The sequence below is a fragment of the Sphingobium sp. WTD-1 genome, assembly GCF_030128825.1.
Lineage (GTDB): Bacteria > Pseudomonadota > Alphaproteobacteria > Sphingomonadales > Sphingomonadaceae > Sphingobium.
In genome coordinates, this window is sequence record NZ_CP119127.1 from 2,548,221 (window position 1) to 2,564,105 (window position 15,885).

Annotated in this window: 12 protein-coding genes and 1 pseudogene; 4 read left to right on the forward strand and 9 right to left on the reverse strand. The window is 64.7% G+C overall.

Annotated features, from left to right (window positions below):
- A complete protein-coding gene (gene cyoB / locus N6H05_RS12710) occupies positions 1-2,001 on the reverse strand; it encodes a cytochrome o ubiquinol oxidase subunit I (RefSeq protein WP_188080733.1) in 2,001 nt (666 codons plus the stop codon).
- Positions 2,002-2,006: 5 nt separating this feature from the next.
- On the reverse strand, positions 2,007-3,128 hold the full coding sequence (gene cyoA / locus N6H05_RS12715; protein WP_188080734.1) for a ubiquinol oxidase subunit II: 1,122 nt from the start codon (positions 3,126-3,128) through the stop codon (positions 2,007-2,009).
- Between the two features lie 187 nt (positions 3,129-3,315).
- On the opposite strand from cyoA, the gene N6H05_RS12720 reads away from it, so the two are divergent.
- Positions 3,316-4,647 carry an MFS transporter gene (locus tag N6H05_RS12720; protein ID WP_284109858.1) on the forward strand — a complete coding sequence of 444 codons (1,332 nt, stop codon included), beginning with the start codon at positions 3,316-3,318 and terminating at the stop codon, positions 4,645-4,647.
- A 49-nt stretch (positions 4,648-4,696) separates the two neighbouring features.
- On the opposite strand, the gene N6H05_RS12725 is transcribed toward N6H05_RS12720, so the two are convergent.
- The 4 genes from N6H05_RS12725 to N6H05_RS12740 all read right to left on the reverse strand — a co-directional run bounded on the left by N6H05_RS12725 (position 4,697) and on the right by N6H05_RS12740 (position 8,401).
- A complete protein-coding gene (locus N6H05_RS12725) occupies positions 4,697-5,560 on the reverse strand; it encodes a glycosyltransferase family 2 protein (protein WP_284109859.1) in 864 nt (287 codons plus the stop codon).
- 7 nt (positions 5,561-5,567) lie between these two features.
- Positions 5,568-6,839, reverse strand: a complete 1,272-nt coding sequence (locus N6H05_RS12730) for an ammonium transporter (protein WP_284109860.1) — start codon at positions 6,837-6,839, stop codon at positions 5,568-5,570.
- A 105-nt stretch (positions 6,840-6,944) separates the two neighbouring features.
- On the reverse strand, positions 6,945-7,676 hold the full coding sequence (locus N6H05_RS12735) for a GIN domain-containing protein (RefSeq protein WP_284109861.1): 732 nt from the start codon (positions 7,674-7,676) through the stop codon (positions 6,945-6,947).
- Positions 7,628-8,401 (reverse strand): head GIN domain-containing protein, encoded by a 774-nt coding sequence (locus N6H05_RS12740; RefSeq protein ID WP_502958935.1) that lies wholly within the window; start codon positions 8,399-8,401, stop codon positions 7,628-7,630. Before N6H05_RS12740 ends, N6H05_RS12735 begins: the two co-directional genes overlap by 49 nt.
- 117 nt (positions 8,402-8,518) lie before the next feature.
- Between N6H05_RS12740 and N6H05_RS12745 the strand changes: the two genes are divergently transcribed.
- Entirely contained in the window at positions 8,519-10,117 is a 1,599-nt protein-coding gene (locus N6H05_RS12745) for a M28 family metallopeptidase (RefSeq protein WP_284109863.1), read from the forward strand.
- A 43-nt stretch (positions 10,118-10,160) separates the two neighbouring features.
- Complete coding sequence (locus tag N6H05_RS12750; RefSeq protein WP_284109864.1) at positions 10,161-10,472, forward strand: hypothetical protein; 312 nt, start codon at positions 10,161-10,163, stop codon at positions 10,470-10,472.
- A 70-nt stretch (positions 10,473-10,542) separates the two neighbouring features.
- Here the strand turns inward: N6H05_RS12750 and N6H05_RS12755 are convergent, their stop codons facing one another.
- The 3 genes and pseudogenes from N6H05_RS12755 to N6H05_RS12765 form a co-directional block, all read right to left on the reverse strand.
- Positions 10,543-11,112: a hypothetical protein gene (locus N6H05_RS12755; protein WP_284109865.1), complete on the reverse strand. Its 570-nt coding sequence runs from the start codon at positions 11,110-11,112 to the stop codon at positions 10,543-10,545.
- Positions 11,109-11,300, reverse strand: a pseudogene (locus N6H05_RS12760) (IS30 family transposase); the annotation flags it as partial. The pseudogene N6H05_RS12760 and the gene N6H05_RS12755, both read right to left, overlap by 4 nt.
- A gap of 730 nt (positions 11,301-12,030) precedes the next feature.
- Complete coding sequence (locus N6H05_RS12765) at positions 12,031-13,704, reverse strand: M28 family peptidase (protein ID WP_284109866.1); 1,674 nt, start codon at positions 13,702-13,704, stop codon at positions 12,031-12,033.
- 133 nt (positions 13,705-13,837) lie between these two features.
- Here N6H05_RS12765 and N6H05_RS12770 point away from each other — a divergent pair, with 133 nt between their 5' ends.
- Complete coding sequence (locus N6H05_RS12770) at positions 13,838-15,817, forward strand: alpha/beta hydrolase family protein (protein WP_284109867.1); 1,980 nt, start codon at positions 13,838-13,840, stop codon at positions 15,815-15,817.
- The last annotated feature ends 68 nt before the right edge of the window (positions 15,818-15,885 follow it).

Consider the following 15,885-nt stretch of genomic DNA (forward strand, 5'->3'; position numbering starts at 1 on the left):
TCAGACTCCCGCCGCGAGGATGCGTGTCCGCTCTTCCTCGGTGCGCGTGACGACATCCTGCGGGATGTAGAAGTCGCGCTTGTAGTTGAAGGTGTGGAAGATGGCGAAGCCGATCATGCCGACGAAGCTGAGGGCTGCCAGCCACCACATGTACCAGATCAGGGCGAAGCCACAGACCGTAGCCAGACCCGCGAGGATCACACCGGTGCCGGTGCTGCTGGGCATGTGGATCGGCTGATAGCCGGTCAGCGGACGCTGATAGCCATTCTTCTTCATGTCGGCCCAGCTGTCGGCGTCGTAGACGACCGGGGTGAAGGCGAAGTTATACTCCGGCGGGGGCGAGCTGGTCGCCCATTCCAGGGTACGGCCATCCCAGGGATCGCCTTCCACCTTCAGTTCGTCGCGCTTCCAGATCGACACTGCGAACTGGACCAGCATGGCGCCGATGCCGGCCGCAACGATGGCGGCGCCGACGGCGGCGATGATGAACCAGATGTGCAGGCTGGGATCGTCGAACACGCGCATGCGGCGAGTCACGCCCATGAAGCCCAGGATGTAGAGCGGGGTGAAGGCGAGCCAGAAGCCGACCTGCCAGCACCAGAAGCTGACCTTGCCCCAGAACACGTTCAGCTTGAAGCCGAAGGCCTTGGGCCACCAGTAGTTGATCGCGGCGAACAGGCCGAACAGCACGCCGCCGATGATCACGTTATGGAAGTGCGCGATCAGGAACAGCGAGTTGTGCAGCACGAAGTCGGCCGGCGGAACGGCCAGCATGACGCCGGTCATGCCACCGATGGTGAAGGTCAGCATGAAGGCGACGGTCCACATCATCGGCAGCTCGAAACGGATCTTGCCGCGATACATGGTGAAGAGCCAGTTGAAGAGCTTCGCACCCGTCGGGATCGAGATGATCATCGTCGTGATGCCGAAGAAGCTGTTGACGCTGGCGCCCGAGCCCATGGTGAAGAAGTGGTGCAGCCACACGAGGTACGACAGCACCATGATGCAGCAGGTCGCGTAGACCATCGAGGTGTAGCCGAACAGGCGCTTGCCCGAAAAGGTCGAGGTGACTTCCGAGAAGACGCCGAACAGCGGTAGGATGAGGATGTAGACTTCCGGGTGACCCCAGATCCAGATCAGGTTCACGTACATCATCGGGTTGCCGCCGAAGTCGTTCGTGAAGAAGTTGGTGCCGATATAGCGGTCGAGCGAGAGCAGGACCAGGGTGGCGGTCAGGATCGGGAAGGATGCGACGATCAGGATGTTCGCGCAGAGCGAGGTCCAGGTGAACACCGGCATCTTCATGAGCGACATGCCCGGTGCGCGCATCTTGACGATGGTCGCGATCAGGTTGATGCCCGACAATGTCGTGCCGACACCGGCCACCTGTAGTGCCCAGATATAATAGTCGACACCCGTGGCCGGGCTATAGTCGATCCCCGAGAGCGGCGGATAGGCGAGCCAGCCGGTCTGGGCGAATTCGCCCAGGAACAGCGAGGCCATCACCAGCACCGCGCCGCCCGTCGTCATCCAGAACGAGAAATTGTTCAGGAACGGGAAGCTGACGTCGCGGGCGCCGATCTGCAGCGGGACGATATAGTTCATCAGACCGGTGATGAACGGCATCGCCACGAAGAAGATCATGATCACGCCATGGGCGGTGAACACCTGGTCATAATGGTGGGCGTTGAGGTAACCCTCGGACCCGTTGAAGGCCAAAGCCTGTTGCAGGCGCATCATGACGGCGTCGGCAAAGCCGCGCAGGAACATGACGAGGCCCAGCACCATATACATGATGCCGATCTTCTTGTGATCGACGCTGGTGAACCATTCTTTCCAGAGATAGCCCCAGAGCTTGAAATAGGTCAGCCCGGCGACGAGCGCCGCGCCGCCCAGCATCACCGCGCAGAAGGTCGCGACGACGATGGGTTCATGCCATGGGAAGCTGTCCCATGTCAGACGACCAAAGATCATCTGTGCTGTTGTGAGTGTGCCAGTCATGGGCCTTACCGATGCTGCGCGTGCGCGTCAGCGCCGCTGTGAGAGGAGTGATCGGCCGCAGGTGCAGCCGCACCGGCGCCCGGCGCGTCGGGGGCGGTTTCCTGCCCCTTGTTGCGGTCTTCCTGGTCGATCACATGGCTGTTGGGGAAATCATATTGGAGGCCTTCGGTCTCCTTGGCCGATTCCTTGCCCGCGCCGCCCATCTGGTTGATGTGCATCAGCTCGCTCATGCAACGCTGACCGGGCTTGGGGCAGAGGTTGACGATCGCGTCGAACAGCTTGGGCTCGCTGGTGGCGAAATAGGCGACGGGCGCCTTCTCGCTCGGCTTGGCCAGGGTCTGGTAGACGGTGCGGTCAAGCGCCGCGCCGCTGCCCTTCACCTTGGCGACCCAGGCGTCGAAGCCGGCCTGGTCGAAGGCATGATAGCCAAAGCGCATATGGGTAAAGCCCGCGCCCGAATAGTTGGCCGAGAAGCCGATCCCGGTGACGGGCTTGTTGGCGACGGCGTGAAGCTGCGTCTGCATGCCGGGCATCGCATAGATCTGGCCGGCCAGTTCGGGGACGTAGAAGCTGTTCATCACGGTCGAGGCGGTGATGTCGAAGCGGACCGGGACATTGGTCGGCAGCGCCAGTTCATTGACGGTGGCGATGCCAAGGTCCGGATAGATGAAGAGCCACTTCCAGTCGAGCGCGACGACCTGGACGGTCAACGGCTTGACCTTGGGATCGATCGCGGTGGTCGCGTTGATCCGGTCGAGCGGACGATAGGGGTCCAGCTTGTGCGTGCTCACCCAGGTCAGCGCGCCGAGGCAGATGATGATCAGGAGCGGGGCCGACCAGATCAGCAGCTCCAGCTTGGTGGAATGATCCCAGTCGGGGTCATATTCCTTCTCGGCGGCCTCGTTCGTCGCGCGGTAGCGCCAGGCGAAATAGACGACCAGTGCCATGACGGGCACGACAATGAGGAGCATCAGCGCGACCGAGATCAGGATCAGATCGCGCTGCTGCACCGCAATATCGCCCGACGGGTTCATCACGACCCAGTTGCAGCCCGCCAAGGGCGCCGCAAGGATCGGAGCGGACCAGCGCAGGAGGCGGGTCCAGAGGGGGGAGGGTGGCTGTGACATGGCGCGCGCCTACCGGTTCCGCAGGGAGTCGGATAGAGGGCAATTTGTCCAATGTTGTGCGCACGCAAAAAATGTTTTGGATGTGGGATACTGCTTAGACTCTGCGGGTTTTCTGTTATGTTGCCATCCTCTGGCCGTCGGGAGACCCAAAATAGGCACCGTCGGCCCAGCCAGGGAGCGGATGCCTATGAGTTCACAGGCCATTGCCTTCACCTCGAGCCAGCTTGAGGATGATGCGCGCAAAATCAATGCACGCGACCACAGTATTGCACCGGGGGATATCTCCATTGGTGTGATCATTGGCCGCACCTCCGAATTTTTCGACTTCTTCGTTTACGCCATTGCCTCGGTGATCGTTTTCCCGAGCCTGGTATTTCCCTATGTCGACCCGCTCACGGGGACGCTCTATTCCTTCGCGATCTTTTCCGTCGCCTTTATCACGCGCCCGATCGGGTCGTTGATCTTCATGGCGATCGACCGGCATTATGGCCGCGGCACCAAATTGACGGCCGCCCTGTTCTTGCTGGGCGGATCGACCGCGGCGATCGCCTTTATGCCCGGTTATGCGACGATTGGCCACTATGCTGCCGTCGTGCTGGTCGTTTTGCGGGCGGCACAGGGCATTGCGCTGGGTGGTACATGGGATGGCCTCGCTTCGCTGCTGTCGCTGAATGCCCCCCAGCACCAGCGTGGCTGGTATGCGATGGTGCCGCAGCTCGGCGCGCCGCTGGCGCTGTTGGTGGCGAGCGGGCTGTTCGCCTTCTTCCTGCTGACCTTGTCGGAAGGGGATTTCCTTGACTGGGGCTGGCGCTATCCCTTCTTCGTCGCCTTCGCGATCAACGTCGTGGCGCTGTTCGCCCGGCTGCGCATCGTCGTGACGCATGAGTTCGAGCGGCTGTTTGAGCAGAAGGATCTGGTGCCGTCCGAAGTGCTGCCGACCGTCAAGGCGGAAGGGCGCAACATCATCATCGGTGCCTTCGCACCGCTGGCGAGCTTCGCCCTGTTCCACATGGTCACCGTGTTTCCGCTCAGTTGGGTGGTGCTGTTCACCGACCAGCCGATCGAACGCTTCCTGGTGATCGAGATGATCGGTGCGTCGGTCGGTCTGCTGGCGATCGTGGTGTCGGGCTTCATCGCCGACCAGATCGGCCGTCGCTCGCTGCTCGGCTGGTCGGCCCTGGGCATCGCGATCTTCGCGGTGGTGGCGCCGCTGCTGCTCAATGGCGGGGATCTGGGCGAGGTCGCCTTCATGATCCTGGGCTTCATGCTGCTGGGCCTGGCGTTCGGCCAGTCGTCGGGCGTGGTGGCGTCCAACTTCGCGACCGAGGCGCGCTATACCAGTTCGGCGCTGACGTCGGATCTGGCCTGGCTGGTCGGTGCCGGCTTCGCGCCGCTGCTGGCGCTGCTGCTGTCGGTGAAGTTCGGTCTAGCCGCGTCGGGCATCTACCTGCTGTCGGGCGCGATTGCGACGATGGTGGCGCTCTACGTCAACAAGGAACTGGCGGCGCGGGATCGCTGATCCCGGCCGACGGCCTTGCCAAAATGAGAAGCGTGATCGGCCCGGCCGGTCACGCTTTTTTTGTGGCGGCGACCCTTGCTTTCATCCGGGCGAGGCCCTTGCGGTCGAACCAGCCGGTCGGGCCGGGGCGCGGGCGCCAGCGCGGGAGCCAATCGGGATAGAGGCTGACGAGTTCGCGCGGCAGGCCGGCGGGGCCGACCCGGCTCATGATGTCAGAGACGATGCGGTTCTGATAATAGCGGACCGAATAGTTGATCAGCCGCTTGTAATGCATCCGCCAAGTCAGCGGCCGGGCGAGGCCGACCGGTTCGCAGGCAAAGCCCGCGCCCTCGCAGGCCAGCACCCGCTCCAATTGCCAGTCGGCATCGCTTGCCAGATCGGTATGCGCCCAGGAGGCGACCAGCCCGTCGTCGCCGATCAGGTCGTCGGGCAGGCGCAGGCCGCTTGTCCGGATGGCGGCGACGAAGCGGCCGGACAGGGCATAGAGATCGCCGAAGATGCCGCGCTCGATTCGCAGGTTGCGGCGATAGGTTTCCACTTCGCGGCCATTGACCGGCATGCCGGCGGCGGCGTTGGCCTGGGGGTGGGCGGCAAGGTCTGCCACCAGCGCGTCGATCGATCCAGGCGCGATCTGGGCATCGCCGTCGAGGAAGATGACGGCATCCTCCGTGCCGGTGAGCAGGTGGTGGACGACATGGTTCCAGGTGCGCGACTTGCCGCCGGCGGCGATGTCATGGACGATCACATGGGCGCGGCCGGCGGCGGCTGCGCGAGCACGCTCCACGGTACGGTCGGTGGTGCCGTTCACCAGCACATGGAAGATGGTGAACGGGCGGTCGAGCGGCAGCGAGGCGAGGCAGCCGGCGATCCGGCGTTCCTCCTGGTGGGCGAAGATGGCAACCGCGACGACCATGGCGGGATCAGCGGAAGTCCCAGCCCTGCTGGCCATGCTCGACGGCGTCGGGGCCATCGGTTTCGGCCTGGGGCGTGGCGCGCAGCGGGACCAGGATCGAGACGATCAGCGCGGTGATGGCGGTGCCGACCAGCGCCCAGAGAGCGATCACGACCAGGCCGATCGCCTGGGCGAGCAGGCTGGCGGTGGCGCTGATGCCGGCGTCGAACCCGACCCCGCCGAGCAGCGGCAGGACGAACGGTGGCAGCAACAGCGCGCCGGTCGCGCCGCCCAGGCCATGGACGGCGAAGACATGGACGGGATCGTCGATCCAGGCGCTGACGAAACCGGCGCCGATACGGGCGATGATCGCGGCGGCGAGGCCGATCAGCATCGCCCCGCCGGTGCCGACCAGTGCGGCCGAGGCGGAAATGGCGGCGAGGCCGGCAATGGCGCCGGACAGCAGGCCGGTGGCGCTGGCATGGGCGCCGAGCAGCCGGTCGACCAGCGCCCAGCCGAGGCTGGCGGCACAGGCGGCGAAGAAGAGATTGAGGATGGCGGTGGCGGCATCGTCGGTGGCGCCCAGCGCCCAGCCGCCGACCGCACCGGCATAGCCGACCCAGAAGAGCGCGCCGCCGGCGATGGCGAGGATATGGGCATGGCCGCCACCCTGGGCATCGCGGGGGCGCCCGGCGACGAGGGCCAGGGCAAGGGCGGAAAAGCCGGCCAGGACATGGACGACCAGGCCGCCGGCAAAGTCCATCGCGCCAAGCTGTGCCAGCCAGCCGCCGCCCCACATCCAGTGGACGATCGGGGCGAAGACCAGCAGCAGCCAGAGCGGCGCGAAGGCGGCGACCCAGCCAAGGCGGGCGCGGCCGGCGATCGCACCGACGGATATCGCCCCAGCCAGCACGGCAAAGCCCATCTGGAACAGGACGAAGGCGGATTCGGGCACGGTGAGGCCGTCGCGCAGCGGCGCGAGATTGGCGAGTAGCAGATTGCTGCCGCCGCCCAGCCATTCGCTGCCCGGCGCATAGGCAAGGCTGTAGCCGGCAAGACCCCAGCCGAGCAGGATCGTCGCGCCGGCGACCAGCGTCTGGGCCATCGCGGCGAGCCCGTGGCGGACATTGGCAAGCCCCGCATGACGCAGCATCAGGCCCGGCAGCGCGGCGAGTAGCAGCAACAGGGCGCAGGCGATCATCCAGCCGGTGTCGCCGCTGTCGGGCGCCGCCACCTGGGCCGCGGCCGGCTGGGCCAGCAACAGGGCGGCAAGAACGGGCAGGGCAAGGGCTGGGCGCATGGAGGAAGGTCCGGTTGGGGTCAGGTCGCCCTGACTAGCGCGGGCAGGGTAAAGACTTCCATAAGCATGGCAAAGTTCCGGCGGGGTGATGCGCCGCCGCGCCGTTCAGAAGCCCTCGGCGCCGCACTGGATGCGGCCGGTGCCTTCATTCTCGACGGTGCAGATCGGCTTGCCGGCGACGCTGACATCGCCCGATCCGGTCGAGCGGATGCTGACCGGGCCGTTGGCGGTGAGGGCGACATTGCCCGAGCCGTCGCTGAGGATCGCGGCCTGGCGCGCGACCAGATGGTCGGCGACGATCGCGCCGGGGCCGCTGATGCGCAGATTGGCGACGCCAGCGGTGCCGGCGAGCGTGGTGCGGCCGCCGCCGGCGAGCGTGACCTGGAGATTGTCGAGCTGGAGCGACGCGACGCTGACATCGCCATTGCCGCCCTGCACGATCTCGCCATTGAGGCCCTTCATCGCGCTGACCGCGACGGCGCCGCCGCCGGTCAGGACGATGCGGTTCACTTCGCCGGTGGAAAGGCGGATGGTGGCGGGGCCAAGACCCTTTTCACCCGGTTCGGGCCGCTCCATCGAGATGATGGCGAGCCGGCCCGAAACATCGACGCGCAGCCGGTCGAGCGCGCGCTGGTCCCCCTCTGCCCGTGCCGAGACGCCGGTGCCGGTGGTGATGATGACCGTGACCGGGGCGTCGACGCGGATCTGGTCGAAGCTGGTGATGGTATAGCCGCGGGTGGCGGCGCCGGCGGGCGAAGCCCCGGCCAGTGCCGCCGCCGCTGCCAGCATCAGGGGCCGCAATGCGCCTCGCCCGGTCCCATCGTGTTCGTCGTGCATTGCGCCTTGCCCTTCACCTTGACGTCGCCGGTGCCCATGATCTTGATAGCGACCGGACCGTCGGAGGCAAAGTCCATGTCGCCGGTGCCCATGATATCGGCTTCGGCGCGGCCGAGCTTTAGTCCGGCGGCGTCGATGTCGCCGGTGCCGGTGATTGACAATTCGCCCTGATCGGCCGTGCCGGCCAGGGTGATGCTGCCCGATCCGGTGATTTCCGCCTTGAGGCTACCGAGTTTCACCTGGCCGATGTCGAGATCGCCCGATCCGGTGAGCGAGAGGGCCAGGTCGCCGCCTTCCGCCTTGTTGAGGGTGAAGTCGCCCGAGCCGGTGACATCGATCGCGCTGATCGCGGGCAGGGTGACATGGATGGTCGCGCCCTTGCCGCCGTCGACCTTGTTCCACAGGCCATCGGACTTGCGGCCGATCTGGAGCGTGTCGGCCTTCACCCGGATGTCGAGCAGGGCGACCGACTTGGGATCGCCATCGGCGGTGACCGAGAATTTGGGGCCGATAGTGACGACGACATTGTCAGGTCCGGTCACGTCGATGCGGCGGAAATCCTTGAGCGCAGCCCAGTCCTGCGGGGTGCTGGCGGCGGCCGGGGATTCGCCGTTGCCGCCGCCGGACTGATGGTCGTTGCCGCGCGAGCAGGCGCTGGTGGCAAGGCCGATGGCGAGCAGGGTGGCGAGGGTCAGGTGATGGGACAGGGGCAGGCGTGGCATCATTATCTCCATGCTGTATTATATTCACAATACACTCTTGCCGTGGCGGTTCCAAGCCCCCTTGTTCGTCGGGCAGGATAAGGCATGATATCTGCAGGATAAAAGAAGGGTATTCCACCGATGCGCAAGCTGTTTTCCGCCCTGCCGCTGGTCGCGATGATGGGAGCAGCGGCCAGCGCCGCGCCGGCTGAGGATGATCTGGCGGCACGTGGCGCGACATGGTGGCGCCATGTCCAGATATTGGCGGCGGACGACATGCAGGGGCGCGGCACCGGCACGCCGGGCTATGACAAGGCGGCCGACTATGTGATCGGCCAGTTTCAGGCATTGGGGCTGAAACCGGCCGGGGTCGAGGGCTACAAGCAGCCGATCGCCTTCGTCGAGCAGACGGTGCTGTCGGGCGAAAGCAGGGCCAGCCTGGTCGGCGCGAGTGGCGAGACGGCGCTGGCTGTGCCGGGCGACATCATCTTTTCCGGCAGCGGCGGCCCGGTGCCCGGCGCGATCGACGCGCCGATGGTGTTTGCCGGCTATGGCCTGCATCTGCCGGAAGTGGGCCATGACGATTTTGCCGGGCTGGACCTGAAAGGCAAGATCGTGGTGGTCGTTTCGGGCGGGCCGGCGGAGATCAGCGGCGCGCTCAAATCCCATGCCCGATCGGAACGGGGCCATTGGCTGGCGGCGCAGGGGGCGGTCGGCACGATCAGCCTGGTAACGCCGGGGCAAGTCGAGATTCCCTGGGACCGGCGCAAGGCGCTGGCGAGCGCGCCGGCGGTCTATTATGAGGATGTGGCGATGCGCGACACGCAGACGCCCTTCCTCAATGCCCAGTTCGACCCGGCCCGGTCGGCCGACCTGTTCGCCGGCAGCGGCCAGGATTTCGCGGCGATCGCGGCCGCGGCCGATGCGTCGAAGCCGGTCGCCAGCTTCCCGCTGACGCTGCGGCTGAAGGCGGCGGTCGCGGCCAAACGGGTGGCGCTGTCGTCGCCCAATCTGGTGGCGGTGATGCCGGGCAGCGACCCCAAGCTGGCCAAGGACTATGTCGTGCTGTCGGCGCATCTGGACGGCTATGGCGTCGGCACGCCGATCAAGGGCGACGCCATCTATAATGGCGCGCTGGACAACGCGTCGGGCGTCGCCAGCCTGATCGAGATCGCCAAGGCGTTGAAGACTGGCAAGGTTAAGCCGAAACGGTCCATCCTGTTCATCATCGTCACCGGCGAGGAAAAGGGCCTGCTGGGATCGCGCTATTTCGCGCGGCGGCCGACCGTGCCGAGCAAGAGCATCGTTGCCGACCTCAATTTCGACATGGCGCTGCCGATCTTCAAGCTGACCAGCGTGACCCCGGTCGGCTATGACCAGAGCAGCCTGGGCCAGGATGCGGCGGCGGTGAGCGACGCGATGGGCCTGCCGATCACGCCCGATCCCTTCCCCGACCGCAACGTCTTCATCCGGTCCGACCAATATGCCTTCATCCGCGAGGGGATACCGGCGCTGTTCTTCAAATATGGCTTCAAGGCCGGGACGCCGGAAGCGACTGTGGAGAAGGCGTGGCGCGCGAACATCTATCATTCGCCCTTCGACGACGCGAACCAGCCGGTGATGCCGGCTGAGACGGCAAAGCTGAACGATTATGTGACCGCGGTGACGCTGCGGGTCGCCAATGCGGACACGCGGCCGAGCTGGAACAGCGACAGCTTCTTCAAGCGGTTCGTGAAATAGGCGGTTCGTGAAATAGGGCGCAGGGCGAGCGGCGGAGACGATCATGAACCAGGCGAGGCGCATGCTGACCGGATGCGGGCTGGTGCTGGGGGCCGCGGGCTTTTTCCTGCTGGGCCTAGGGGTGTCGCAGCGCGCGGCGTATCGGCAGGAGGCGCCGCCTTCTGCCGTATCGTCAGCGGGGCCGGCATCGCCGCCATCGGGCAGACGGATATTCTCTCCCTCGATCGCGGGAGACCCCTATGTCCTGCAGCAATGGAAGGAGGCCATCGAGAAGATGGAGCGGCGCTGCCGGGAGGCGAAGGAATTTTGTGCCGAGGCCAAGGCAGCTCGGGAACAGATGGACGAAATCCGATAATCGATTGGTTATGAATGTGACTTGATCGATGGGATTGGGCGCATGACCAGTTGCCCCTGGCGCGGTTGCATCATGGTTGCGGTCGGGGCGGTTGACCGCGGAGCCAGCGCTGGGGCCTGCAATTGCCGACGCGGGTGCCGGTGATCGACATGAGAAATTCTGCGTCGCCGCCCATGGGGCTGCCCAGATCGCGGGTGGGCGTGCTATTGACCTCGAACAGGCGGATGTTGCGCTTTATCTCGACACTGCGCGGGCCGATTTCGCCTTCCAGCTTGCCCTGCATCCACCCCCCCGGACCGATCCAGCAACGCTGATTGCCGTGAATGGCGGCGCCGTCGCCGTCCAGTTTGCATTGCCGGCAATAGCTGGACGTGCCGGGGCCGGCGAAACTGTCGTCCAGCATGGTTTCGATCGTCGCGTCGATCGTGCCGTCGGGGATGCACAGATTCCAGGTGCGGATCGGCAGGGTGCGGGTGCTGAAATCGCGGATCACGGTCTGGTGCTGGCTGAACGCCCATTGGCCGGCAAGGATCGGATTTGCACGGCCGGTGACGACGATCGGCGGCCCTTTTGGCGGGGCGGGCGTATGGCTAGGCCGCACGGAGATATGCGGATGGTCTGCTTCTGCTGGTAGGTTCATCGGGTGGGCGTCATATAGGCTTTGAAATGCTCTGCGGGCGTTCGATGTTCGAGCGCTTTTCTTGGCCGTTCGTTGCGTTGCCTGGCAACGGCACTCCTCTTGGCCTGACCGTATAGCGACAGATCGCTTCCTTTAGGAAAATGCTGTCGCAGCAGGCGATTGGTGTTTTCGTTGGAGCCGCGCTGCCAGCGATCCCATATCTCCGCTCGCTGACCGGGCGTATAATAGATTCAACGACGCTGCGTCGTTGCGACACTCCATCCTCCTCGAAAGATTAAAGTGTTGCCGCCACCCGTTGAACCCACCGCATAACTCCCTCACCCCAGCCTTCGCCGGAGTGAGGGAAAGAGAAACCGATTGTCTTCCATGGATCGTTCGAGAGCTAAGCTCGCTTCCCGCCCGGCTGGCTGCGCTGGGCTTGGGTCAGGCTCTGCAGGGCGCGGCCTTGCATGTTGATTTCGCGCTGCTCTGAATAGCTGAGGCCATCGCGGGCGCTGCGATCGGACTGGGCGTCGGCGCGGTCGGCCTCGCGGCGGAGCGCGCGGCCCTGTTTCCTGCTGAGCCTGCCGCTCTTGCGTCCGTCGCGTATGTCCTCGCGCGCCCGGTCCAGTTCATAATCGACCGAAGGCTGAGGCTCGATCCGGACATTGACCGGGCGGGGCGGTTGGCTCTGTCTTGGGCACGATCTGCGCGGGGAGCGCGGTCGGCAGGGCGAGGGCGATCAGAAACAGGCGGGGCAGGGCAAGGGGGATGCGCATGGCGGTGCTCCTGCAGGACGGGGAAGGTGCGTCCCAAGCGCTGAACCTTGCGCCATGGGATGAGGCCGGCGACAGCGTTCCCGCGCTGCCGCCGGTATTTTTGCAAGCTGCAGTGATGCTTGCGCATCAGCAGCTTGGAACGCTCAGGCGCCGCGCGGCCTTATTTGCCGGCACGGCTCTTGTCGCGGATGGCGCGGAATTCGTCGCCATCGACCCAGTTGGGCCAATCGGTCGTGTTCGCGAGCGCCCGGCCGACATCATAATAGAGCTTCAGGTCGGCGGCGACGCCGGTCCAGTCCCAGTTGGGATCATATTCATCCTTGGGGCCGTGATAGCGATGCTCGGTATAATCCTCGGCCGCGGCCATGCCGGCGGCGGTGCCACCCTTCACCAGATCCTCGCCGCCCTCGAAATAGAGCATCGGCAGGCCATGCTTGGCGAAGCTGAAATGGTCGGAACGGTAATAATAGCCCTTTTCCGGGGTCGGTTCGAGCGTGGCGACACGGCCCTGCGCGCCCAGTGCCCGTTCGAGATAGGCGTCGAGCTGCGACTTGCCCTTGCCGATGACGACGACATTTTTGGCGAGGCCCGCGACGCTCAAGGCATCCATGTTGACCCCGCCGACGGTCTTGCTGAACGGGAAGACCGGGTTGTTGCCATAATAGGCCGAACCCAGCAGGCCCGATTCCTCGCCGGTGACGGCCAGGAACACCTGGCTGCGGTCGGACGGGCCGGCCTTCACGTTCGCCTGGGCCAGGGCGACCAGCGCGGCGGTGCCGGTGGCATTGTCGACCGCGCCGTTGCAGATATCGTCGCCGTCAGGCGCCGCCTGGCAATGGCCCAGATGGTCCCAATGCGCGCTGCAGAGCACATATTCGTCGGGGCGCGTCTTGCCCGGCAGCAGGGCGACGACATTTTTCGACGCATGCTTGCGCAGGTCATTGTCGAACGAGACATTGGCCTTGATCGCGCCCAGCGGCACGGCCTTGAAGCCCTTCTGTTTGGCAGCGGCCATCTGCTGGTCGAGGTTGAGGCCCGCGTCGGCGAACAGGGCGGCGGCCTTGTCCTTCTGGATCCAGCCGATCGCTGCCGACTGGTCGGCATTGCCGCCCGGATTGTCGGCGACATGCTGCGACCCGGTCCAGCTCGACTGGACGACGTTCCAGCCATAGGCGGCCGGTTCGGTGTCGTGGATGATGATCGCGGCGGCGGCGCCCTGACGCGCGGCTTCCTCGAACTTGTAGGTCCAGCGGCCATAATAGGTCATGGCGCGGCCGTTGAACGGACCGGTGAGGCCCGGCGTCTGATAATCCGGGTCATTGACCAGGATCAGCACCGTCTTGCCCTTCACGTCCAGGCCGGCATAGTCGTTCCAGCCCTTTTCCGGGGCGTTGATGCCATAGCCCACGAACACGACCGGGCTGTCCTTGACCTCGATCTTTGGCTGGGTGGTGCGATAGGTGCCGATCACCATCTCGGGGCCATAGGCGGCGGTGATCGGGGCCTTGCCACCGGTGAAGCTCAAGGGCGAGACATTCTTGGCGGTGATCTCGACCAGCGGCACGTCCTGGAACCAGCTGCCCTTGTTGCCGGGCTTGAGGCCCAGTTTCTCGAACTCGGCGGTCAGCAGCGCCAGCGTCTTTTCCTCGCCCACGGTGCCGGGTGCGCGGCCCTCATAGGCGTCGGACGAAAGCTCCTTCACCAGCCGCTTCATCGTGTCGATCGAGGGGGCGGCGTCGCTCTTGGCGGCGGGCGCGGCCAGCGCGACGGTGGGCGTCAGGGCAGGAGCGGAAAGGGCGAGAACGGCGGCGATCGCCGCGACGGAGCTGCGCATGGAAGGAACCCTTGTCTTTATGGAATGCGCCTGATGCCACCGCCACGGGCGGAGGGCAAGAAATGCCGATTGTCACAATTGTCGCACTTGGTTAGCAATCGGGTCGGGGAATTTGGGGGAGTGTTTTTCCAGAATGAATTATGCTGCAAACACGGTGCGCCTTGGCGCGCTGATGGGTTTCTGTTCGCTGTCGGCTATCGCCCATGCTGAGCCGGATGCGCTGGCCAAGGCCTTTGGCGCGCGCGAGACGGTGATTTCCGCCAGCCTGTCGCCCGATGGGCAGAAGATCGCGCTGGTCGCGGCGGGGAGTGGGCGAACGACCCGAACCTACGTGATCAACGCGCAGGAGGGGGCCGAACCCAAGGTCGTTGCCGGCGCCAGCGGCCAGCCGGAATATCTCCATAATTGTGATTGGGTTTCCAACGATCGGCTGGCTTGCAGGATTGGCGGGCAAAGCCGGGTCGGTGACGATGTCTATGGCTTCAGCAGTCTGTTCGCCGTCGATGCCGCTGGCGGCAATATCCGATCGCTCAGCAAGCGTCATGGCGAGAATGCGCTTGGCTTCGATCTGCGCGGCGGTTCGATCATCGACCTGACGGCAGGCGAGGATGGGGCGGTGTTGATGACCCGATCCTATGTGCCCGAGGCCAAGATCGGTAGCCTGATCGACCAGAAATTGCAGGGTCTGGGCGTTGACCGCGTCGATACGCGCAGTGGTGCTGCCAAGCGGATCGAGCAGCCGCAAGCCATGGCGGTCGAATATATATCGGACGGCCGAGGCACGGTGCGCGTCATGGGGCTGCAGGAGAATAAGGGGTCAGGCTATGCCAAGGGCACGATCCGTTATCTCTATCGCCCCATGGGGAAGAATGGCTGGAGCGATCTAGGCATCTATGACACGCGAAACCATAGCGGTTTCAACCCCTATGCCGTCGATGTCGAGAAGAATATCGTCTATGGTTTCGAGCAGGTCGAAGGGCGTTCGGCTTTGGTCAGCATCGCGCTGGATGCGGGCCTTCAGAAGACCGTTGTCTATTCTCATCCCAAGGTCGACGTGAACCGGTTGATTCAAGTGGGGCGCGAACGGCGTGTCGTGGGGGTCGGCTATAGCGAGGACTATAGCGAGGTCGTCTATTTCGACGAGCAAGTGAAGGCGCTGGTCGCGTCGCTTAGCAAGGCGCTGGGCGGCAAGGCCGTCTATATTGGCGACATGAGCCAGGATCGGCAGCGCGTTCTGGTCTGGGCCGGCAGCGATACCGATCCGGGCCAATATTATCTGTTCGATCGCGCCGCCAAGAAATTGTCGCCGATGATGCCCGATCGCCCGGAACTGGCAGGGCAGACGCTCGCTAAAATGCAGTCGATTTCTTACAAGGCCTCGGATGGTACGGTCATCCCCGCCTATCTGACCCTGCCGCCGGGCAAGGATAGCGCGAAAGGGCTGCCGGCGATCGTGATGCCGCATGGCGGGCCGGAATCGCGCGACGAATGGGGCTTCGACTGGCTCTCGCAATATTATGCCGCGCGGGGCTTTGCCGTGATCCAGCCGCAGTTTCGCGGGTCGGCTGGTTTCGGCGAGCAATGGCTGATGCAAAACGGCTATCGTTCCTGGCGGACGGCGATCGGCGATATCGTCGATGCGGGGCGTTGGCTGGTGGCGGAGGGGGGCACCGATCCCGCGAAGCTGACCATCGCGGGCTGGTCTTATGGCGGCTATGCGGCGCTTCAGGCGCAGGCGATCGATCCCCAATTGTTCAAGGCGGTGGTGGCGATCGCACCGGTGACCGACTTTGCCGATCGTATCCGCCGGTCGCAATATAATGCTGATTATCTGTTGCAGCAGCAGCGCATGGGTACCGGCAACGACGCGGCAGATGCATCGCCGGTCAACCATGCCGCCGAATTCCGTGCGCCGGTGCTGATGTTCCACGGGACCGATGACGGCAATGTTGACATCAGCCAGGCGCGTGCGATGCAGTCCAAGCTTGAAGGTGCGGGCAAGCGCAGCCGGCTGGTCGTCTATGACGGGCTGGCCCACAGCCTGAACGATAGCGCTGCGCGGGCCGACATGCTCCAGCAGAGTGCAGACTTCCTGCTGCAGGCAGGAAAATAGGAAAAGGAAAGGGGGAGGCAGCGGCCTCCCCCTTTTTTGACCTTCCGTCATGAGGCCAAAGAAAAAGG

What these genes read in the sequence shown, in the direction of transcription:
- N6H05_RS12730 (WP_284109860.1), bottom strand. Translation starts at nt 6,839, where the DNA reads ATGCGCCCAGCCCTTGCCCTGCCCGTTCTTGCCGCCCTGTTGCTGGCC.
- N6H05_RS12735 (WP_284109861.1), bottom strand. Translation starts at nt 7,676, where the DNA reads ATGCACGACGAACACGATGGGACCGGGCGAGGCGCATTGCGGCCCCTG.
- N6H05_RS12765 (WP_284109866.1), bottom strand. Translation starts at nt 13,704, where the DNA reads ATGCGCAGCTCCGTCGCGGCGATCGCCGCCGTTCTCGCCCTTTCCGCT.
- N6H05_RS12725 (WP_284109859.1), bottom strand. Translation starts at nt 5,560, where the DNA reads ATGGTCGTCGCGGTTGCCATCTTCGCCCACCAGGAGGAACGCCGGATC.
- N6H05_RS12770 (WP_284109867.1), top strand. Translation starts at nt 13,838, where the DNA reads ATGAATTATGCTGCAAACACGGTGCGCCTTGGCGCGCTGATGGGTTTC.
- cyoB (WP_188080733.1), bottom strand. Translation starts at nt 2,001, where the DNA reads ATGACTGGCACACTCACAACAGCACAGATGATCTTTGGTCGTCTGACA.
- N6H05_RS12720 (WP_284109858.1), top strand. Translation starts at nt 3,316, where the DNA reads ATGAGTTCACAGGCCATTGCCTTCACCTCGAGCCAGCTTGAGGATGAT.
- N6H05_RS12740 (WP_502958935.1), bottom strand. Translation starts at nt 8,401, where the DNA reads ATGATGCCACGCCTGCCCCTGTCCCATCACCTGACCCTCGCCACCCTG.
- N6H05_RS12755 (WP_284109865.1), bottom strand. Translation starts at nt 11,112, where the DNA reads ATGAACCTACCAGCAGAAGCAGACCATCCGCATATCTCCGTGCGGCCT.
- N6H05_RS12745 (WP_284109863.1), top strand. Translation starts at nt 8,519, where the DNA reads ATGCGCAAGCTGTTTTCCGCCCTGCCGCTGGTCGCGATGATGGGAGCA.
- N6H05_RS12750 (WP_284109864.1), top strand. Translation starts at nt 10,161, where the DNA reads ATGAACCAGGCGAGGCGCATGCTGACCGGATGCGGGCTGGTGCTGGGG.
- cyoA (WP_188080734.1), bottom strand. Translation starts at nt 3,128, where the DNA reads ATGTCACAGCCACCCTCCCCCCTCTGGACCCGCCTCCTGCGCTGGTCC.